Origin of the sequence: Hydrogenophaga sp. SNF1 (assembly GCF_034421675.1) — a bacterium.
Taxonomy (GTDB): domain Bacteria; phylum Pseudomonadota; class Gammaproteobacteria; order Burkholderiales; family Burkholderiaceae_C; genus Hydrogenophaga; species Hydrogenophaga borbori.
Map to the genome: position 1 here is coordinate 2,970,485 of NZ_CP139793.1, position 20,453 is coordinate 2,990,937.

Below are 20,453 nucleotides of genomic sequence, written 5' to 3' on the forward strand. Positions count from 1 at the left end.
GCGCCACCCACTGCGCAAACGCTGTTACGCCATTGAAATGATTTGAAATGTTCAGGCCTGAGCTTCGACTAGAGTCTCGGCGCCAAGAACAACACTCAGGGGGGCATCCCCTTTCGCACCATGAAGCGACTGCTCGTGGCGCTGGTCGCTGGCGCCCTGCTGGGCGCGTGCAGCGTGAGCCGGCCACCGACCGAAGTACCCGTCGACCTGCCCGAGCGCTGGGTGGCGCCGCCGCTGGCGCACCAGGGCAGCGCCCAGGCCCTGGGCGACTGGTGGGCCCGTTTCGACGACCCGGTGCTCAGCGACTGGATCACGCGCGCCCAGCGCCACAGCCCCGACATCGCGTCCGCCCGGGCCCAGGTGTTCGCGGCGCGCGCCGCGCTGGCCGGGGCCGAGGCGCAGGGCCGCCCCCAGGCGAATGCGGTGGCCATCGCCAGCCGGGGCCGCACCGACGTGAACACGCCGCTGGGCACCACGCTGAGCGGGGGGGTGCAGGCCTCCTGGGCCGTGGGCCTGTGGGGCGAGGGCCAGGGGCGCGTGGACAGCGCGCAGGCCCAGCAGGACGCCGCCGGCGCACGCTGGCACGAGGCCCGCGTGCTGGTGGCGTCCGAGGTGGCGCAGCTCTATTTCGGCCAGCGCCTGTGCCGCGAACAACTGGCCGTGGCGCTGAACGACCGCGACTCGCGCCGCGTCACGGCCGACAGCAACGACGTGACCGAGCGCGCCGGCCTCACCGCGCCCGCCGTGGCGGCGCTGGCGCGCGCCAGCGCCGCCGAGGGCGTGGCGCGCTGGCGCAGCCAGGAGGCCCTGTGCGAGCGCCAGGTGAAGTCCATCGCCGCCATCACCGCCCAGCCCGAAGCGGACGTGCGCGCCCAGCTCGGCGGCGCGCCCGACCTCAAGGCCTGGCTCGCCTCTGGCCAGGTCGAGCGGCTGCTGGGCGTGAACGCCGTGCCGGCCGACGTGCTGCGCCAGCGCCCCGACGTGTACCGCGCCCAGCGTGAGCTGGTGGCCGCCAGCGAGGACGTGGGCGTGGCCCGCGCCGCGCTGCGCCCGGGCCTCACCCTGCAGGGCAGCGTGCTGCGCAACCACTTCTCGGGCGGCGGCCTGGACTTCACCGCCAATTCCTGGTCCATCGGCCCCATCACCCTGAGCCTGCCGCTGCTGGGGCGCGGCGCCCTGCACGCCAGCGCGGACAGCGCCCAGGCCCGCTACGAGGCCGCCGCCATGGCCTACGCGCGCACGCTGCGCCAGGCCGTGGCCGAGGTGGAGCAGTCGCTGGTCACGCTCTCGGGCCTGAGCGAGCGCCTGGCCGCCACCGAAACCGCGGTGGCCGGCTACAGCCGCTCCTTCGAAGCCACCGAAGCGCGCTACCGCGTGGGCTTCGCCAACCTCAACGAGCTGGAAGAGGCGCGCCGCCTCAAGCTCAACGCCGACAGCAGCGCCGTGGCCCTGCAGCAGGAGCGCCTGGACGCCTGGCTGCAGCTCTACGTCGCCCTGGGGGGCGGCTTCGATCCCGCCGCGATCCCCGCCACCTACCCCGGTGATGCCCTGAATCCCAACGCTTCGAACGACGCCCGATGAACGCCACCTCCACCCCCCGGCGCCGCTGGTTCTGGCCCCTGGCCGCGCTGGCCCTGCTCATCCTCGCACTGGCCGCCTGGCTGTTGCTGCGCCCATCCGCCGATGCCCCGGCCGCCAGCCCGCAGGGCGCCGGTGGCGCCAGCGCACCGGCCGCGGGCGACCAGCCCCGGCCCGCGCTCACCGTCACGGTGGCCCAGCCGCAGCGCGAGTCGATGCCCATCCGCCTGCAGGCCAACGGCAACATCGCCGCCTGGCAGGAGGCCAGCGTGGGCGCCGAGGTGAACGGCCTGCGCCTGTCCACGGTGAACGTGAACGTGGGCGACGCCGTGCGCAAGGGCCAGGTGCTGGCCGAGTTCGTGCGCGAGACCACCCAGGCCGACACCCTGCAGGCGCGCGCCAGCCTGATGCAGGCCGAGGCCAGTTACCAGAACGCCAAGGCCGACGCCGAGCGCGCGCGCGCCATCGAGAACACCGGCGCGCTGTCGAAGTCGCAGGTGGCGCAGTACCTCACGCAGGAGAAGGTGGCGTTGGCGCAATGGGAGGCCGCCAAGGCTGCGCTCGGCGCCACCGAGGTGCGCCTGGGCAACACCCGCGTGCTGGCGCCCGACGACGGCGTGATCTCCGCCCGCGCGGCCACCGTGGGCGCCGTGGTGGGCGCGGGCCAGGAGCTGTTCCGCCTGGTGCGCCAGGGCCGCCTGGAGTGGCGCGGCGAGGTCACGCCCAGCGAGGTGGACCGCGTGAAGATCGGCCAGTCCGTGGCGGTGACGGCCGCCACCGGCCGCGAGGTGCAGGGCAAGGTGCGCGCCATCGCGCCCAGCGCCGACCCGCAGACGCGCAACATCCTGGTCTTCGTCGACCTGCCGCGCCATGCCGAGCTCAAGGCCGGCACCTTCGCGCACGGCGCCTTCGACCTGGGGCAGAGCGAGGCGTTGACGGTGCCCAGCCAGTCGGTGGTGGTGCGCGACGGCAGCAACTACGTCTTCGCCATCGACGCGCAGAGCCGCGCCAGCCAGCTCAAGGTGCGCACCGGCCGCCGCGTGGGCGAGCGCGTGGAAGTGCTCGAAGGCCTGCAGGCCGAGGCATCCGTGGCGGTGCAGGGCGCGGGCTTCCTCAACGAAGGTGATCTGGTGAAAGTGGTGCAGTGACATGAATGTCTCCGCCTGGTCCATCCGCAACCCCATTCCGGCGGCGATGCTGTTCGTCATGCTGACGCTGGCGGGCCTGTTCTCCTTCAAGCAGATGAAGGTGCAGAACTTCCCGGACCTGGACCTGCCCACCATCACCGTGGTGGCGGCCCTGCCGGGCGCTTCGCCCAACCAGCTCGAGAACGACGTCGCGCGCATCATCGAAAACAGCCTGGCCTCGCTGCAAGGACTCAAGCACATCTACACCAAGGTGCAGGACGGCACGGTCTCGCTCACCGTGGAGTTCCGCATCGAGAAGGACACGCAGCAGGCGTTGGACGACGTGCGCTCGGCCGTGGCCAAGGTGCGCAGCGAACTGCCCACCGACCTGCGCGACCCCATCGTCAACAAGGTGGAGCTGGCCGGCGGGGCGGTGCTGGCCTTCACGGTCGCGTCCGACAAGATGGACGCCGAGGCCTTGTCCTGGTTCGTCGACAACGACGTCTCCAAGCTCCTGCTGTCGGTGCCAGGCGTGGGCGCGGTCAACCGCGTGGGCGGCGTGGACCGCGAGGTGCAGGTGCTGCTGGACCCGCTCAAGCTGCAGGCGCTCGGCACCACGGCCACCGACGTGTCGCGCCAGCTGGCGCGCGTGCAGATCGAAAGCGCGGGCGGCCGCGTGGACCTGGGCGGCAGCCAGCAGCCGCTGCGCACGCTGTCGCAACTGGCCTCGGCCGAAGCACTGGCCGGCATGCAGGTGGCGCTGAGCGACGGCCGCTACATCCGCCTGGACCAGATCGCCGAGGTGCGCGACACCGTGGCCGACCCCACGGCCGCCGCCTTCCTGGACGGCAAGCCCGTGGTGGGCTTCGAAGTGGCGCGCAGCCGCGGCGCCGGCGAGATCGAGGTGGGCGACGGCGTGCGCGCCAAGCTGGAGCAGCTGCGCGCCGCCCGGCCCGACCTGCACATCACCGAGTCCTTCGACTTCGTCACGCCGGTGAAAGAGGAGTTCGACGCCTCCATGACCCTGCTGTACGAAGGCGCCCTGCTGGCGGTGCTGGTGGTCTGGCTGTTCCTGCGCGATTTCCGCGCCACCGTGGTGTCGGCCGTGGCGCTGCCGCTGTCGGCCATCCCGGCCTTCATCGGCATGTACGCCATGGGCTTCACCATCAACGTGGTGACGCTGCTCGCCATGTCGCTGGTGATCGGCATCCTCGTGGACGACGCCATCGTGGAGGTCGAGAACATCGTGCGCCACATGCGCATGGGCAAGACGCCCTACCAGGCCGCCATGGAGGCGGCCGACGAGATCGGCCTGGCCGTCATCGCCACCACCTTCACGCTGATCGCGGTGTTCCTGCCCACGGCCTTCATGGCGGGCATCCCGGGCAAGTTCTTCAAGCAGTTCGGCTGGACCGCCGCGCTGGCGGTGTTCGCCTCGCTGGTGGTCGCGCGCGCGCTCACGCCCATGATGGCTGCCTACCTGCTCAAGCCCGTGGTGATGGCCAAGGAGATGCCGCGCTGGGCGGCCTCCAACGCCCTCACGCGCGGCCTCTGGCGCTGGGCGCACAACCAGGACGAGCCGGCCTGGGTGGACACCTACCAGAACTGGGCGCGCTGGTGCATCCGCCACCGCTGGCTCACCAGCCTGGGTGCCGGTCTGTTCTTCATCGGCTCGCTGATGCTGATCCCGCTGTTGCCGCAGGGCTTCGTGCCGCCCGACGACAACTCGCAGACCCAGGTCTTCCTGGAGCTGCCGCCCGGCGCCACGCTGGAGCAGACCGTGGCCACGGCCGAGCGCGCGCGTCAGCTGGTGGCGGCGGTGCCGCACGTGCGCTCGGTCTACACCACCATCGGCTCGGGCACGGCCGGCACCGATCCGTTCGCGCCGCAGGGCGCGGCGGAGTCGCGCAAGGCCGCGCTCACCATCCAGCTTGATCCGCGTGGCCAGCGCCCGCGCAAGCAGGGCATCGAAAACCAGATCCGCGACGCCATGTCCAACCTGCCCGGCGTGCGCAGCAAGGTGGGCCTGGGTGGCTCGGGCGAGAAGTACGTTCTGACCCTGACCGGCAGCGACGCGCACGCCATGACCACCGCCGCGCGGGCGGTCGAGCGCGACCTGCGCACCGTGCGCGGCGTGGGCAGCATCCAGTCCACCGCCGCGCTGGTGCGCACCGAGATCATCGTCACGCCCGACCTGGCGCGCGCCGCCGAGCTCGGCGTGACCAGCTCGGCCATCGCCGAGACGCTGCGCATCGCCACGGTGGGCGACTACGACAACCTGCTGCCCAAGATGAACCTGCCGCAGCGGCAGATCCCCATCGTGGTCAAGCTCGACGTCGGCGCGCGCCACGACCTGGACGTGCTGCGCCGCCTGGCCGTGCCCGGCGCCAAGGGGCCGGTGATGCTGGGCCAGGTGGCCTCGCTCGAGTTCGGCGGCGGCCCGGCGGTGATCGACCGCTACGACCGCTCGCGCAACATCAACTTCGAGGTCGAGCTCGCGGGCATCGCGCTGGGCGACATGAAGGCGGCGGTGGACAAGCTGCCCAGCCTGCGCAACCTGCCGCCGGGGGTGTCGGTGCTGGAGGTGGGCGACGCCGAGGTGCAGGGCGAGCTGTTCGCCAGCTTCGGCCTGGCCATGCTCACCGGTGTGCTGTGCATCTACATCGTGCTGGTGCTGCTGTTCAAGGCCTTCCTGCACCCCATGACCATCCTGGCGGCGCTGCCGCTGTCGCTGGGCGGGGCCTTCGTGGCGCTGCTGATCGCCAACAAGAGCTTCTCCATGCCCTCGCTGATCGGCCTGATCATGCTGATGGGCGTGGCGACGAAGAACTCCATCCTGCTGGTGGAATACGCCATCGAGGCGCGGCGCGCGCACGGCCTGTCGCGGCTGGACGCCATCCTGGACGCCTGCCACAAGCGCGCTCGGCCGATCGTGATGACCACGATCGCCATGGGCGCGGGCATGCTGCCCATCGCGGTCGGCTGGGGCGAGGCGGACGGCAGCTTCCGCTCGCCGATGGCGGTGGCGGTGATCGGCGGACTCATCACCTCGACCTTCCTGAGCCTGCTGGTGATCCCGGCGGTGTTCACCATCGTCGACGACGTGGCGCTGTGGTTCGCGAAGCTGTTCCACCGGCGCGACGCGTCGATGCCGCCGGCCACGCCGCCCGGCGCGGCCCACCCGCCGGCGGCGGAGCACCCGGGGTCCTGAAGGCGCCTGGCGCGGGCGGGGCATGGGCCGAGCACAATAGGCGCCCATGCGCCTGCGCCACATCGAGGTCTTCAACGCCGTCATGCTCACCGGCAGCGTGAGCGCGGCGGCCCGCATGATCAACGTCACCCAGCCGGCGGTGAGCCGCACGCTGCAGCACGCCGAACTGCAGCTCGGCTTTCCGCTGTTCCAGCGCGCCGGCGGGCGCCTGGTGCCCACCACCGAGGCCCAGACGCTGTACCCGCACATCGAGCGCCTGTTCGCCCAGCTCGACGAGGTGCAGCGCCTGGCCACCAGCCTGAAGGCCGGCCGCACCCACGGCGAGCTGCGCGTGCTCACCGTGCTGGGTCTGAGCTACGAGGTGCTGCCGCGCGCCATGCGCCTGTTCCGCGAACGGCACCCCGACGTGCTGGTGCACCACCAGGCCCTGCACTCGGTGCAGATCGTCTCCGCCCTGGCCCTGCAGGAGGCCGACGTGGGCTACGTGTTCAACCCCGGCTCGCACCCAGCCCTGGTGCAGGAGCGCCTGGGCGAGCGGCGCGTGATGGTGGTGGCGCCCAAGGGCCTGCTGCCGCCGCGCGTGCTCAAGGCCGGCGGCATCGGCTGGTCGCAGCTGGCGCGGCTGCCCGTGATCGCCCTGGACGGCCAGGACCCGCTGGGTGTGCAGCTCTCGCACGCCATGCGCGACCACGGCGTGGACCTGCGCCCGATCATGACCGTGCAGACCTACCACGTGGCGCTGGCGCTGGCCCAGCACGGCGTGGGCGTGGCCCTGGTGGAGGGCTGCACGGCGACCTCGGCCGATCGCACGCGCGTGGATGTGCTGCCCTTCGAGCCGGCCATGCTCACCGCCGTGCACATGCTGCGGCCCACCGCGCGGCCGCATTCGGTGGTGGCGCGCGCCTTCACGCGCTGTTTTCAGCAGGCCTTGCAGCAGATCGGATGAGCGCGGCGGCCGTGCGCGGCCGCTCCGCCACGCCTTGCAGCTGGCGCGACAGCCGCCGCGCGCTGCCGGCGGCCAGGGTGAAGCCCAGGGCGCCATGTCCGGCGTTGAACAGCACATTGGCGGGCGCGCCGCCCACCCGGCCCACGATGGGGACGCCTGTGGGCGTGGCGGGGCGCAGGCCGGCCCAGGGGCGGGTCTCGGTGCCGGCGCAGGCCAGCGGGAAGACCTCGCGCGCGGCACGCCGCAGCTGCTCGACGCGGCGGGTCTCGATGCGCGTGTCGTGGCCGGCCAGCTCGGCCAGCCCGGCCACGCGCAAGCGCTGGCCCAGTCGCGCGAACACCAGCTTGCGCTGCGCGTCGGTCACGCTCACGTTCGGTGCCAGGCCGCTGCCGACCGGCGCGTCCAGCGTGAGGCTGTAGCCCTTGAGCGGGTAGACCGGCAGGCTCACCCCGAGCCGGCGCGCGAACGCGGTCACGCCGGTGCCCAGGGCGGCAACGAAGCCGTCGGCCTCGATCCAGTCGTTGCCCGCCTGCACCGCGACCAGGCGATCGCCCTCGCGCCGCAGCGCACCCAGGGGCGCGCCGAGCACGAAGCGCACACCGCGCGCCTGCAGGGCGCCGTGCAGGGCGTCGCACAGGCGGGCGCAGTCGGCCGCGCATTCGCCCGGCGTGTGGATGCCGCCCACGTAGCGCGCCGCGCTGCCGGCCAGCGCCGGTTCGACGCGCAGGCAGTCGGCGAGCGACAGCGCGTGCTGCTCGGCGCCGCCCAGGGCGCGCTGCAGATCGAGCTGGTGGCGCGCCGCCGCGAACGAGGCCTCGCTGCCGTACATCACCAGCTTGCCGCTGGTGGTGAAGTCGCAGTGGGCCTGCGTGTCGGCCAGCAGCTGCTGCAGGACCTCGCGGCTTTCCTCCGCCAGGGCCAGCAGCGTGCCGGTGCTGCGGGCGGACACCTCCGCGCGGCAGGCGGCCAGGAAGCGCAGGCCCCAGGCCCACTGCGCCGGGTCCAGGCGCAGGCGCAGCGAGAAGGGCGATTCGCGCGAGAGCAGCAGCTTGGGCAGCTGCGCCCAGATCGAGGGATCGGCCAGCGGCTGCACGTAGGCGTAGCTCAGCTGCGCGCCGTTGCCGAAGCTGGCGCCTTGACCGGGGCGATGCGCGTCGATGACGGTGACGTCGAAGCCGTCGCGCTGCAATTGCCAGGCGGTGGCCAGGCCGACGATGCCGGCGCCCAGCACGGCCACGCGGCGCGCGGCGGGCGGGTTCAGGGACAGGGCAGGGGGGTTGTGCATGGTGGGCCGCACTGTAGGCAGGCGCCTGGCGCCTGTGAAATGCAGACCGAGGCATCGCCCATGACCGGAACTCATGGGCAGGGCGGCGAGGCATAACCTGAAGGCATGGCCCGGGCCGATAAAAGCATGTGGACAGCGGCGGACGCTTGCCTAGACTGGCGCATTCCCCCCACCGCTCCCCCAGCCGCCCATGCAATCCAGCCACGTTTTCCACCGCCAGCTGCTCCAGGATATGCCCGTCGCCGTCAGTGGCAAAGGCATCACGCTCACCGACAGCCAGGGCAAAACCTACCTCGACGCCTCCGGCGGCGCGGCCGTCTCCTGCCTCGGCCATGGCCACCCGGACGTGATCGCGGCCATGCACGCGCAACTCGACCAGCTGGCCTACGCGCACACCAGCTTCTTCACCACGGCCGTGGCCGAGGAACTGGCCGACACCCTGATCGACACCGCGCCGCAGGGCATGAGCAACGTGTACTTCGTGAGCGGCGGCTCGGAGGCCGTGGAGGCCGCGCTCAAGATGGCGCGCCAGTACTTCGTGGAAATCGGCCAGCCGCAGCGCCAGCACTTCATCGCGCGCCGCCAGAGCTACCACGGCAACACCCTGGGCGCGCTGGCCGTGGGCGGCAACGCCTGGCGCCGCGAGCAGTTCAAGCCGCTGCTGATCGAGGTCGAGCACGTCTCGCCCTGCTACGAATACCGCGACAAGCGCGCCGACGAGACCGCCGAGCAGTACGGCCAGCGCCTGGTGGCCGAGCTGGAGGCCGCCATCGAACGCCTGGGTGGCGACAAGGTCATCGCCTTCGTGGCCGAGACGGTGGGCGGCGCCACGGCCGGTGTGCTCACGCCGGTGCCGGGCTACTTCAAGGGCGTGCGCGAGCTGTGCGACCGCCATGGCATCCTGCTCATCCTGGACGAGGTGATGTGCGGCATGGGCCGCACCGGCACGCTGCACGCGTGCGAGCAGGAAGGCGTGGTGCCCGATCTGCTCACCATCGCCAAGGGCCTGGGCGGGGGGTACCAGCCCATCGGCGCGGTGCTGGCGCAAAACCGCATCGTCGAGACCTTCCGCAAGGGCAGCGGCCTGTTCCAGCACGGCCACACCTACCTGGGGCATGCCGTGGCCTGCGCGGCCGCGCTGGCGGTGCAGCGCGTGATCCAGCGCGACGGCCTGCTGGCCCAGGTGAGCGAGCGCGGCGCGCAGCTGCAGGCGCTGTTCCAGGACGCCTTCGGCGAGCACCCGCACGTGGGCGACGTGCGCGGCCGCGGCCTGTTCTGGGGCGTGGAGCTGGTGGCCGACCGCGCCAGCAAGCAATGGTTCGACCCCGAACTCAAGCTGCACGCGCGCCTCAAGCGCGCCGCCATGGCCGAGGGCCTGATGGTCTATCCGGCCGGCGGCTCGGTGGACGGCCGCTGCGGCGACCACATCCTGCTGGCGCCCCCTTTCATCAGCACCCCCGACGAGCTGGCCCAGATCGTGCATCGCCTGCGCACGGCGATCGACAAGACGCTGGCCGGGGTGCCCAAGCTGGCCACCGCCTGACGCCATGCCCGCTCTGCATGGCGTCACGGGGTAAACCCCGTGACGTCGCGGCGGGGGCGGGCCGGGCGATTGCATTAGCATTCCCGGCCTGCGCGCGACCGTTCCACAAGAGCATCACGCCTTTCCACAACCAGTGACCCGCAGGAGAACCACCATGAAGAAACTCACCGCCTGTCTCAGCGCCGTGGCCGCATCGGCCGCGATGATGGCGCCCGCCGCCCCCGCCTTCGCCCAACAGAAGTTCATGACCATCGGCACCGGTGGCGTGACCGGCGTGTACTACGCCGCGGGCGGCGCCATCTGCCGCCTGGTGAACAAGGACCGCGCCAAGCACGGCTTCCGCTGCACGGTGGAATCCACGGGTGGCTCCGTCGCCAACATCAACACCATCAAGGCCGGTGACCTCGACTTCGGCGTGGCGCAGTCCGACTGGAACCACCACGCCTACAAGGGCACCAGCACGTTCCAGAAGGACGGCGCTTTCAGCGATCTGCGCTCCGTCTTCTCGCTGCACCCCGAGCCCTTCACCGTGCTCGCCCGCGCCGACGCCAACGTCAAGAACTTCAGCGAACTCAAGGGCAAACGCGTGAACGTGGGCAACCCCGGTTCCGGCACCCGCGCGTCCATGGAGCAGCTGCTGACGGCCATGAACTGGAAGCTCAGCGACTTCGGTCTGGCGGCCGAGCTCAAGGCCGACGAGCACGGCGCCGCGCTGTGCGACAACAAAATCGACGCCTTCTTCTACGGCGTGGGCCACCCGAGCGCCAACATCCAGGACCCGGTGACCACCTGCGGCGCCAAGCTGGTGAACATCTCCGGCCCGGCCGTGGACAAGCTGGTGGCCGAGTTCCCGTTCTACGCCAAGGCCGTGATCCCCGGCGGCCTGTACAAGGGCAATGACCAGGACACCAACACCTACGGTGTGTTGGCGACCTTCGTGACCTCGGCCAAGGCCTCGGACGATCAGGTCTACACCCTGGTGAAGGCGGTGTTCGACAACTTCGACGAGTTCAAGAAGCTGCACCCGGCCTTTGCCAACCTGAAGGCCGAGAACATGGTCAAGGATGGCCTGAGTGCGCCGCTGCACCCCGGTGCCGCCAAGTACTACAAGGAAAAGGGCTGGATCAAGTAATCTGCTGATCCGTTGCCGCTGAGCACCCCATGTGCGGCCCGCCGCTCATGGGGTGTTCTGCATTGAGGGCCCCTGAGCATCCACCTCATCCATCATGAATAAAGCCGACAACATCGCCGACGTGGACGTCAACCAGCTGGTGAAGGACAACGACGCCGGAGGCCGAGACGCGGGGCCTCTGGTCAACCGCCTGATCCTGGTCGTGGCCGTGGCCTGGTCGCTGTTCCAACTCTGGATCGCCTCGCCGCTGCCCTTCAGCCTGGGCGTCTTTCTGCTCAACGACACCGAGAGCCGGGCCATCCACCTGGCGTTCGCGGTGTTCCTGGCCTACCTGGCCTACCCCGCGTCCAAGCGTTCGCCGCGCGATCGCGTGCCCGTCGGCGATTGGGTGTTCGCGTTGGTGGCCGCGTTTTGTGCGGGCTACCTGTTTCTCTTCTACCGCGAGTTGGCCGGTCGTCCGGGCCAGCCGAACACGCTCGATGTCTGGTCATCGGTGATCGGCGTGCTGCTGCTGCTGGAGGCCACGCGCCGCGTGCTGGGCCTGCCCATGGTGGTGGTGGCCGTCGTGTTCCTGGTCTACACCTTTGCCGGTCCGTACATGCCGGACATGCTGGCGCACCGCGGCGCTTCGCTGGACCGCGCGGCATCGCATTTCTGGCTCACCACCGAAGGCGTGTTCGGGGTGGCGCTGGGCGTCTCCAGCGGCTTCATCTTTTTGTTTGTGCTGTTCGGCTCGCTGCTCGACAAAGCCGGGGCGGGCAACTACTTCATCAAGAGCGCGTTTGCCCTGCTGGGCCACATGCGCGGCGGTCCGGCCAAGGCGGCCGTCGTCTCGTCGGCGGCCACGGGCCTCATCTCCGGCTCGTCCATCGCCAACGTCGTGACCACCGGCACCTTCACGATTCCGCTGATGAAGCGCGTGGGCTACCGAGGCGATCAGGCTGGCGCCGTGGAAGTGTCGAGTTCCGTGAACGGCCAGATCATGCCGCCCGTGATGGGGGCGGCCGCTTTCCTGATGGTGGAGTACGTGGGCATTCCCTACGTACAGGTCATGAAGCACGCCTTCCTGCCGGCGATCATTTCCTACATCGCGCTCTTCTATATCGTTCACCTCGAGGCGCTGAAGGCCGGCATGCAAGGCCTGCCGCGCCGGACACAGGCCTCGGCGTCCCAGCGGTTGCTGTCTTTCCTGATGACGGTCACCGGGTTCATCGTGATCGCGGGCGTCACGTACTACGTCATCGGTTTCATCAAATCGATGCTCGGAGCGGCCGCCGTGCCCGTGATCGGTGTCGGGCTGTTGCTGGCCTACCTGGGCCTGCTGTGGGTGAGCTCGCGCCAGCCCGAACTGGCGATCGACGACCCCAATGCGCCGGTGTTCGAACTGCCGGAAACAGGCCCCACCGTGCGCTCAGGCCTGCACTATCTGCTGGCCGTCGTGGTGCTGGTGTGGTGCCTGATGGTGGAGCAGCTCTCGCCGGCGCTGTCGGCGTTCTGGGCCACCATGTTCATGGTCTTCGTCATGCTCACGCAAAAGCCCCTGCTGGGCCTGATGCGGGGAGAGGGCAACCCCCTGTCGCATGTGAAGGCCGGCGTGAACGATCTGGTCGACGGTCTGGCCACGGGCGCGCGGAACATGATCGGCATCGGCGTGGCCACGGCCGCGGCCGGCATCATCGTCGGCACCGTCTCGCTCACGGGCGTGGGCCTGGTGATGACGGAAATCGTCGAGATCCTGTCCGGCGGCAACCTCATGCTGATGCTGGTGCTGGTGGCCGTGATCAGCCTGATCCTTGGCATGGGCCTGCCGACCACGGCCAACTACATCGTGGTCTCCACGCTGATGGCGCCCGTGATCGTCGAACTGGGCGCCCAAAGCGGGCTGATCGTGCCCCTGATCGCCGTTCACCTGTTCGTTTTCTACTTTGGCCTCATGGCGGACGTCACACCCCCGGTGGGTTTGGCCTCGTTCGCGGCCGCCGCCATCGCCAAGTACGACCCCATCAAGGTGGGCATCACGGCCTTCTACTACAGCATGCGCACGGCGATCCTGCCGTTCCTGTTCATCTTCAACACGCAATTGCTGCTGATCGGTCTGGACGGGCCGTTTCATTTGATCTTGACCATCGCCATCGCCATCGTGGCGATGCTGGTGTTCGCGGCAGCGACGCAGGGCTACTTCTTGACCAAGACGCGGTGGTACGAGACCTTGGCCCTGTTGCTGGTGTGCTTCACGCTGTTCCGCCCGGGCTTCTGGATGGACCTTGTCCATCCGCCCTTCGACGAAATCAAAGGCGAGGCCATGACCGCGGCCATTGAACAGGCGCCGCCCAACACCGGCAAGCGCGTGTGGGTGGAAGGCCTGAACCTCAATGGCGACGAGGTGCGCAAGGGCGTGCTGCTCCCCTTGGGCCCCGCGGGCACGGCCAAGGAGCGGCTGGCCAGCGCCGGACTGACGGTGATGGCCGATGCCAACGGCTTGATGGTGGCCGCTGTCAAGTTCGGCAGCCCGGCCGAAAAACTCGGCATCGAACAGAGCTTTCACATCACCTCCCTGGAAGTGCCCGCTGCCCGCCCGGCGAAAGAGTGGCTGTTTGTCCCGGCGCTGGCGCTGCTGGCCTTGGTCATGTGGCTGCAGATGGGGCGCCTGCGGCGCGAGAAAGCCGGCGTGGCCGCAGCCTCGGCATGAGCGCGCCCCGCATTGCTCTGATCCATGCGCTGGCCCATTCGGTCGCGCCCATCAACGAAGCGATGGCGCGCGACTGGCCCGAGGCCATTCGCATGAACCTGCTCGACGACAGCCTCTCGGCCGACCTGGCGCGCGAGGGCAGGGGGCTGGACGCCGCCATGCACACGCGCTTCGAGACGCTCACGGCCTACGCCGAGTCCACGGGCGCGCATGGCATCCTGTTCACCTGCTCGGCCTTCGGCCCCTGCATCGAGGCGGCGGCCGCGCGCCGGCCGAACCTGCCGGTGCTCAAGCCCAACGAGGCCATGGTCGATGAGGCCGTGGCCGAGGCCGCGCGGCTGGGGGGACCCATCGGCCTGCTGGCCACCTTCGGCCCCACGCTGCAGTCCATGCCGCCGGAGTTCCCGGCCGGCGTGCCGCTGCGCACCGCGCTGGCCGAGGGCGCGCTGCAGGCGCTGAACGCGGGCGACACCGCCCGCCACGACGCGCTCGCGGTCGAAGCGGCGAAGCGGCTGCAGGCCGAGGGCTGCGCGCTCATCGCGCTGGCCCAGTTCAGCCTGGCCCGCTCGGCGCCGGCGGTGCAGGCGGCCACCGGGCTGCCGGTGCTCACCACCCCGGGCAGTGCCATCCGGGCGCTGCGCCGGCGCCTGGCGGCCTGATCCGCGGTCGGTCGAGGCCCGTCCAACAGCTACAATCGCGGGTTTCCGTGAGTGGGCTACCCGCCCCGCCGGGCCTCAATCCGGCGGCGCCAGACACCCTCCCGGCGCGCGGGTGGCGAAATTGGTAGACGCACCAGGTTTAGGTCCTGACGCCAGCAATGGTGTGGGGGTTCGAGTCCCCCCCCGCGCACCAGCCCCACGGAACCCCGCTATGCCCCGCGTCGGCCCGAACGGCCGGCCTTCCCTTGGAGAACACCATGACCGTGAACGTTGAAACCCTGGAGAAGCTCGAGCGCAAGATCACGCTCACGCTGCCCGCCGACGTCATCCAGAACGAAGTCGCCGCGCGCCTCAAGCGCATCGCCCGCGACGTCAAGATGGACGGCTTTCGCCCCGGCAAGGTGCCGATGAACGTCGTGGCCCAGCGCTATGGCTACTCGGTGCACTACGAGGTCATGAACGACAAGGTGGGCGAGGCTTTCGCCAGCGCCGCCAACGAAGCGCAGCTGCGCGTGGCCGGCCAGCCCCGCATCACTGAGAAGGAAGGCGCGCCCGAGGGCCAGCTGGCCTTCGACGCGGTGTTCGAGGTCTACCCCGAGGTGAAGATCGGCGACCTGGCCGGCGCCAAGGTCGAGAAGCTGGCCGCCGAGGTGGACGATGCCGCCATCGACCGCACCCTGGACATTCTGCGCAAGCAGCGCCGCACCTTCGCGCAGCGCGCGCAGGACCAGGCCGCCCAGGACAGCGACCGCGTCACCATCGACTTCGAAGGCAAGATCGACGGCGAACCCTTCGAGGGCGGCAAGGCCGAGGCCTTCCAGTTCATCGTCGGCGACGGCCAGATGCTCAAGGAATTCGAAGACGCCGTGCGCGGCATGAAGAGCGGCGAGAGCAAGACCTTCCCGCTGGCCTTCCCCGAGGACTACCACGGCAAGGACGTGGCCGGCAAGACGGCCGACTTCCTGGTCACGGTGAAGAAGATCGAGCAGGCGAACCTGCCCGCGGTCGACGAGGCCCTGGCCAAGTCGCTGGGCGTGGCCGACGGCAGCGTCGAGGGCCTGCGCGCCGACATCCGCAAGAACCTGGAGCGTGAGGTCAAGTTCCGCCTGCAGGCCCGCAACAAGGCCGCCGTGATGGACGCCCTGGTGGGCGTGGCCGAGCTGGACCTGCCCAAGTCCGTGGTGCAGGCCGAGCTCGACCGCCTGGTCGAGGGCGCCCGCGCCGACCTCAAGCAGCGCGGCATCAAGGACGCCGACAAGGCCCCCATCCCCGACGAGCTGTTCCGCCCGCAGGCCGAGCGCCGCGTGCGCCTGGGCCTGGTGGTGGCCGAGCTGGTGAAGGTCAACGAGCTGCACGCCAAGCCCGAGCAGATCAAGGCCCACATCGACGAGCTGGCCGCTTCCTACGAAAAGCCCGCCGACGTGGTGCGCTGGTACCAGGGCGACAACCGCCGCCTGGCCGAGGTCGAAGCCATCGTGATCGAGAACAACGTCACCGACTTCGTGCTCGCCAAGGCCCAGGTCAGCGACAAGACCGTGAGCTTTGACGAGCTGATGGCCCAGGCCTGATCGCCGGCGCTCTGGTGCACGGAAGAGGGCGGAGCGATCCGCCCCTTTTTTTTGCCGCTGAACCCCCCATCTGAGCCCTTGCGTCCCCCTCGAACGAACCATGGCCCTACCGCCTGAAGTGGGGTGGCCGGGTTGGTTACAGTTGGGCCATTGCTTTGAACCTGTACGGACTCACTCGGAGACCCTCATGAGCGCTATGGATATCCAAGGCCTGGGCATGGTGCCCATGGTCATCGAACAATCGGGCCGCGGCGAACGCGCCTACGACATCTACTCGCGCCTGCTCAAGGAGCGCGTGGTGTTCCTCGTCGGTCCGGTCAACGACCAGTCGGCCAACCTCATCGTGGCCCAGCTGCTGTTCCTGGAGAGCGAGAACCCGGACAAGGACATCTCGTTCTACATCAACTCGCCCGGAGGCTCGGTCAGCGCCGGCATGGCGATCTTCGACACCATGAATTTCATCAAGCCCGACGTGTCGACGCTGTGCGTGGGCATGGCCGCGAGCATGGGCGCCTTCCTGCTGGCCGCTGGCACCAAGGGCAAGCGCTTCAGCCTGCCCAATTCCAAGATCATGATCCACCAGCCGCTGGGCGGTGCCCAGGGCCAGGCCACCGAGATCGAGATCCACGCGCGCGAAATCCTCAAGACCCGCGAGCAGCTCAACCGCATCCTGGCCGAGCGCACCGGCCAGCCGCTGGAGAAGATCGAGCGCGACACCGAGCGCGACTACTTCCTCTCGGCCGCCGAGTCGGCCGACTACGGCCTGATCGACAAGGTCATCGAAAAGCGTCCCACGGCGGGCTGACGCCGCCGGGAGAAGGGCGGCCAAACACGGTTTTTGCGGCCCTTTTTCCGGATTTGGCCCCGTCGGACCATCCACTATCATTGAACACCGTTTTTCCCTGACACCGAACCATGGCCGACAAGAAAGCCGCCTCCAGCGAAAAAGCGCTGTACTGCTCGTTCTGTGGCAAGAGCCAGCACGAGGTGAAGAAGCTGATCGCCGGGCCCTCGGTGTTCATCTGCGACGAGTGCATCGACCTCTGCAACGACATCATCCGTGACGAGTTGCCGGGCATCGAATCGGTGAAGGCGTCCTCGGACGACCTGCCCACGCCGGCCCAGCTCAAGAGCAACCTCGACAACTACGTGATCGGCCAGGTCGCTGCCAAGCGCGCGCTGGCCGTGGCCGTCTACAACCACTACAAGCGCCTGCGCCACAAGCAGGGCTCGCGCAAGGACGAGGTGGAGCTGGCCAAGAGCAACATCCTGCTCATCGGCCCCACGGGCTCGGGCAAGACCCTGCTGGCCCAGACCATGGCCCGCATGCTCAACGTGCCCTTCGTCATGGCCGACGCCACCACCTTGACCGAAGCCGGCTATGTGGGCGAGGACGTCGAGAACATCGTCGCCAAGCTGCTGCAGAGCTGCAACTACGACATCGAGCGCGCCCAGCAGGGCATCGTCTACATCGACGAGATCGACAAGATCACGCGCAAGTCCGACAACCCGTCCATCACCCGCGACGTGTCGGGCGAGGGCGTGCAGCAGGCCCTGCTCAAGCTCATCGAAGGCACCATGGCCAGCGTGCCGCCGCAAGGCGGGCGCAAGCACCCCAACCAGGACTTCCTGCAGGTCGACACCACCAACATCCTGTTCATCTGCGGTGGTGCGTTCGCGGGCCTGGAGAAGATCATCGAGAACCGCACCGAGGCCTCGGGCATCGGTTTCTCTGCCGCCGTGCGCAGCAAGAAGCAGCGCAGCCTCACCGAGGTGTTCAAGGAAGTCGAGCCGGAAGACCTGATCAAGTTCGGCCTCATTCCCGAGTTGGTGGGCCGCGTGCCCGTCATCGCCGCCCTGGCCGAGTTGAGCGAGGACGCGCTGGTGGACATCCTCACCCAGCCGCGCAACGCCGTCGTCAAGCAGTTTTCCAAGCTGCTGTCGATGGAGGGCGCCGAACTGGAGGTGCGGCCCGCCGCGCTCAAGGCCATCGCCCGCAAGGCGCTGGCGCGCAAAACCGGCGCGCGGGGCCTGCGCTCCATCCTTGAAAACGCCTTGATCGACACCATGTTCGAGCTCCCTGGCCTGAGCAACGTGGAAAAGGTCGTGGTGGACGAATCCACCATCGACGAGAACAAGCCGCCGCTGCTGGTGTACCGCGAGGCCGCCAAGCAGGCGTGAACGACAGGCATGCGAAGCCCCACCTGGCTCCGCATGACCGCCCGGGCCGCGGTTGACACCGCCCACCAGAGCCCCAACCACTGAGTCACCGAGGTTCAGATGTCCGGACAAACCCCTCTGCCCAGCACCCCCGTGGAACTCCCGCTGCTGCCCCTGCGCGACGTGGTGGTGTTCCCCCACATGGTGATCCCGCTGTTCGTCGGCCGACCCAAGAGCATCAAAGCCCTGGAAGCGGCGATGGAGGCCGAGCGCCGCATCATGCTGGTGGCCCAGAAGGCCGCGGCCAAGGACGAGCCCTCGCCCGAGGACATGTTCGAGATGGGCTGCGTCGCCACCATCCTGCAGATGCTCAAGCTGCCCGACGGCACCGTGAAGGTGCTGGTGGAGGGCGTGCAGCGCGCCAAGGTGCTGTCCATCAACGACGGCGAGACGCACTTCGTGGCCAACGTGTCGCCCATCGACCCGGCGAACGAGCGCGCCGAGGCGGCGGCCAACGAACTGGAGGCGCTGCGCCGCGCGGTGATGCAGCAGTTCGACCAGTACGTCAAGCTGAACAAGAAGATCCCGTCGGAAATCCTCACGTCCATTTCCAGCATCGATGACCCCGGCCGCCTGGCCGACACCATCGCGGCCCACCTGCCGCTCAAGCTGGAGTCCAAGCAGGTGGTGCTGGATCTGGATCCGGTCATCAAGCGCCTGGAGAACCTGTTCGAGCAACTCGAGCGCGAGGTCGACATCCTCAACGTCGACAAGAAGATCCGCGGGCGCGTCAAGCGCCAGATGGAGAAGAACCAGCGCGACTTCTACCTCAACGAGCAGGTCAAGGCGATCCAGAAGGAACTCGGCGAAGGCGAAGAGGGCGCCGACATCGAGGAGATCGAGAAGAAGATCAAGGCCGCCCGCATGCCCGCCGAGGCACGCAAGAAGGCCGAGGGCGAGCTGAAGAAGCTCAAGCTCATGTCGCCCATGTCGGCCGAGGCCACCGTGGTGCGCAACTACATCGACGTGCTGGTCGGCCTGCCCTGGAGCAAGAAGACCAAGATCAAGCACGACCTGGCGCACGCCGAGGCCGTGCTCAACGAAGACCACTACGGCCTGGAGCGGGTGAAGGACCGCATCCTCGAGTACCTCGCGGTGCAGCAGCGCGTCGACAAGGTCAAGGCGCCCATCCTGTGCCTGGTGGGCCCGCCGGGCGTGGGCAAGACCTCGCTGGGGCAGTCGGTGGCCAAGGCCACCGGCCGCAAGTACGTGCGCATGGCCCTGGGTGGCATGCGCGACGAGGCCGAGATCCGAGGCCACCGCCGCACCTACATCGGCGCCATGCCGGGCAAGGTGCTGCAAAGCCTCACCAAGGTCGGCACGCGCAACCCGCTGTTCCTGCTCGACGAGATCGACAAGCTCGGCACCGACTTCCGTGGCGACCCGTCCAGCGCGCTGCTGGAGGTCCTCGACCCCGAGCAGAACCACACCTTCGGCGACCACTACGTCGAGGTCGACTACGACCTGTCCGACGTGATGTTCGTGGCGACCTCCAACTCGATGAACATCCCGCCAGCGCTGCTGGACCGCATGGAGGTCATCCGCCTCTCGGGCTACACCGAGGACGAGAAGACCAACATCGCCATGCGTTATCTGCTGCCCAAGCAGATCAAGAACAACGGCATCAAGGACGGCGAGGTCGAGGTGCGCGAGGACGCGGTGCGCGACATCGTTCGCTACTACACCCGCGAGGCCGGCGTGCGTTCGCTGGAGCGCGAGCTCTCCAAGATCTGCCGCAAGGTGGTCAAGGGCCTCCTGCTCAAGAAGTTCACGCCCACGGTGATGGTCACGGCCGATAACCTCAGTGAGTTCCTGGGCGTGCGCAAGTACACCTACGGCCGCGCCGAGCAGCAGAACCAGGTCGGCCAGGTCGTGGGTCTGGCCTGGACGGAAGTTGGTGGCGATCTGCTCACCATCGAAGTGGCCATCATGCCCGGCAAGGGCGCCACCACGCGCACCGGCTCGCTGGGCGACGTGATGAAGGAGTCCGTGGAGGCCGCGCGCACCGTGGTGCGCAGCCGCGCCCGCGTGCTGGGCATCAAGGATGAGATGTTCGACAAGCGCGACATCCACATCCACGTGCCCGACGGCGCCACGCCCAAGGACGGCCCGAGCGCGGGTGCGGCGATGACCACCGCGCTGGTGTCGGCGCTCACCGGCATTCCTGTGCGCGCCGACGTGGCGATGACGGGTGAGATCACGCTGCGTGGCGAGGTCACGGCCATCGGCGGCCTGAAGGAAAAGCTGCTGGCCGCGCTGCGTGGCGGCATCAAGACCGTGGTGATTCCGGAAGAGAACGTGAAGGACCTCGCCGAGATTCCCGACAACGTGAAGGAAGGCCTGAAGATCGTTCCGGTGAAATGGATCGACAAGGTGCTGTCCATCGCGTTGGAACGCCAGCCCGTGCCGCTGACGGACGAAGAAGTCGCGGCCCAACTCGCGGCGGCCTCGGTGCGCGCGGCCACGGGCGAAACCGACGCGGTGAAACACTGAAA

The 20,453-nt window shown here is 69.1% G+C and carries 13 protein-coding genes and 1 tRNA gene; 13 read left to right on the plus strand and 1 reads right to left on the minus strand.

Annotation, left to right across the window (positions count from 1 at the left end; translation table 11 throughout):
* The first annotated feature begins 120 nt into the window (after positions 1–120).
* Genes SOM08_RS14185 through SOM08_RS14200 form a run of 4 tightly spaced genes read left to right on the plus strand, consistent with a single transcriptional unit; the run spans position 121 to position 6,862 of the window.
* A complete protein-coding gene (locus SOM08_RS14185; protein ID WP_322469151.1) occupies positions 121–1,581 on the plus strand; it encodes an efflux transporter outer membrane subunit in 1,461 nt (486 codons plus the stop codon).
* Entirely contained in the window at positions 1,578–2,726 is a 1,149-nt protein-coding gene (locus SOM08_RS14190) for an efflux RND transporter periplasmic adaptor subunit (RefSeq protein ID WP_116957252.1), read from the plus strand. The genes SOM08_RS14185 and SOM08_RS14190 overlap by 4 nt, the downstream gene beginning before the upstream one ends.
* Position 2,727: 1 nt before the next feature.
* Entirely contained in the window at positions 2,728–5,916 is a 3,189-nt protein-coding gene (locus tag SOM08_RS14195; protein ID WP_116957253.1) for an efflux RND transporter permease subunit, read from the plus strand.
* Between the two features lie 46 nt (positions 5,917–5,962).
* The gene (locus SOM08_RS14200; protein ID WP_070398332.1) at positions 5,963–6,862 is read left to right on the plus strand and encodes a LysR family transcriptional regulator; all 900 of its coding nucleotides are present in this window, start codon (positions 5,963–5,965) and stop codon (positions 6,860–6,862) included.
* On the opposite strand, the gene SOM08_RS14205 is transcribed toward SOM08_RS14200, so the two are convergent.
* The gene (locus tag SOM08_RS14205) at positions 6,822–8,147 is read right to left on the minus strand and encodes a D-amino acid dehydrogenase (protein ID WP_181936376.1); all 1,326 of its coding nucleotides are present in this window, start codon (positions 8,145–8,147) and stop codon (positions 6,822–6,824) included. The two genes, SOM08_RS14200 and SOM08_RS14205, sit on opposite strands and share 41 nt — an antisense overlap.
* A 190-nt stretch (positions 8,148–8,337) precedes the next feature.
* Between SOM08_RS14205 and SOM08_RS14210 the strand changes: the two genes are divergently transcribed.
* The 9 genes from SOM08_RS14210 (at position 8,338) to lon (ending at position 20,451) form a co-directional block, all read left to right on the plus strand.
* Positions 8,338–9,690, plus strand: a complete 1,353-nt coding sequence (locus SOM08_RS14210) for an aspartate aminotransferase family protein (protein WP_322469152.1) — start codon at positions 8,338–8,340, stop codon at positions 9,688–9,690.
* A 154-nt stretch (positions 9,691–9,844) separates the two neighbouring features.
* The gene (locus SOM08_RS14215; protein WP_070398335.1) at positions 9,845–10,822 is read left to right on the plus strand and encodes a TAXI family TRAP transporter solute-binding subunit; all 978 of its coding nucleotides are present in this window, start codon (positions 9,845–9,847) and stop codon (positions 10,820–10,822) included.
* Between the two features lie 94 nt (positions 10,823–10,916).
* Positions 10,917–13,511 (plus strand): TRAP transporter permease, encoded by a 2,595-nt coding sequence (locus SOM08_RS14220; RefSeq protein WP_322469153.1) that lies wholly within the window; start codon positions 10,917–10,919, stop codon positions 13,509–13,511.
* Positions 13,508–14,170, plus strand: coding sequence for an aspartate/glutamate racemase family protein (locus SOM08_RS14225; protein ID WP_322469154.1), 663 nt, complete (start codon positions 13,508–13,510; stop codon positions 14,168–14,170). Before SOM08_RS14220 ends, SOM08_RS14225 begins: the two co-directional genes overlap by 4 nt.
* A 106-nt stretch (positions 14,171–14,276) precedes the next feature.
* A tRNA-Leu gene (locus tag SOM08_RS14230) sits at positions 14,277–14,363 on the plus strand.
* Positions 14,364–14,427: 64 nt separating this feature from the next.
* Complete coding sequence (gene tig / locus SOM08_RS14235) at positions 14,428–15,738, plus strand: trigger factor (protein ID WP_116957257.1); 1,311 nt, start codon at positions 14,428–14,430, stop codon at positions 15,736–15,738.
* Between the two features lie 187 nt (positions 15,739–15,925).
* Complete coding sequence (gene clpP, locus SOM08_RS14240) at positions 15,926–16,543, plus strand: ATP-dependent Clp endopeptidase proteolytic subunit ClpP (RefSeq protein WP_070398339.1); 618 nt, start codon at positions 15,926–15,928, stop codon at positions 16,541–16,543.
* Between the two features lie 110 nt (positions 16,544–16,653).
* Positions 16,654–17,919 carry an ATP-dependent Clp protease ATP-binding subunit ClpX gene (gene clpX, locus SOM08_RS14245; RefSeq protein ID WP_322469155.1) on the plus strand — a complete coding sequence of 422 codons (1,266 nt, stop codon included), beginning with the start codon at positions 16,654–16,656 and terminating at the stop codon, positions 17,917–17,919.
* A gap of 99 nt (positions 17,920–18,018) precedes the next feature.
* Entirely contained in the window at positions 18,019–20,451 is a 2,433-nt protein-coding gene (lon, locus tag SOM08_RS14250) for an endopeptidase La (protein WP_204742527.1), read from the plus strand.
* Positions 20,452–20,453 lie beyond the last annotated feature (2 nt).

Excerpts from the sequence above, each read along its gene's own strand:
- SOM08_RS14185 (WP_322469151.1), top strand. The coding sequence starts at position 121 with ATGAAGCGACTGCTCGTGGCGCTGGTCGCTGGCGCCCTGCTGGGCGCG.
- SOM08_RS14190 (WP_116957252.1), top strand. The coding sequence starts at position 1,578 with ATGAACGCCACCTCCACCCCCCGGCGCCGCTGGTTCTGGCCCCTGGCC.
- SOM08_RS14195 (WP_116957253.1), top strand. The coding sequence starts at position 2,728 with ATGAATGTCTCCGCCTGGTCCATCCGCAACCCCATTCCGGCGGCGATG.
- SOM08_RS14200 (WP_070398332.1), top strand. The coding sequence starts at position 5,963 with ATGCGCCTGCGCCACATCGAGGTCTTCAACGCCGTCATGCTCACCGGC.
- SOM08_RS14205 (WP_181936376.1), bottom strand. The coding sequence starts at position 8,147 with ATGCACAACCCCCCTGCCCTGTCCCTGAACCCGCCCGCCGCGCGCCGC.
- SOM08_RS14210 (WP_322469152.1), top strand. The coding sequence starts at position 8,338 with ATGCAATCCAGCCACGTTTTCCACCGCCAGCTGCTCCAGGATATGCCC.
- SOM08_RS14215 (WP_070398335.1), top strand. The coding sequence starts at position 9,845 with ATGAAGAAACTCACCGCCTGTCTCAGCGCCGTGGCCGCATCGGCCGCG.
- SOM08_RS14220 (WP_322469153.1), top strand. The coding sequence starts at position 10,917 with ATGAATAAAGCCGACAACATCGCCGACGTGGACGTCAACCAGCTGGTG.
- SOM08_RS14225 (WP_322469154.1), top strand. The coding sequence starts at position 13,508 with ATGAGCGCGCCCCGCATTGCTCTGATCCATGCGCTGGCCCATTCGGTC.
- tig (WP_116957257.1), top strand. The coding sequence starts at position 14,428 with ATGACCGTGAACGTTGAAACCCTGGAGAAGCTCGAGCGCAAGATCACG.
- clpP (WP_070398339.1), top strand. The coding sequence starts at position 15,926 with ATGAGCGCTATGGATATCCAAGGCCTGGGCATGGTGCCCATGGTCATC.
- clpX (WP_322469155.1), top strand. The coding sequence starts at position 16,654 with ATGGCCGACAAGAAAGCCGCCTCCAGCGAAAAAGCGCTGTACTGCTCG.
- lon (WP_204742527.1), top strand. The coding sequence starts at position 18,019 with ATGTCCGGACAAACCCCTCTGCCCAGCACCCCCGTGGAACTCCCGCTG.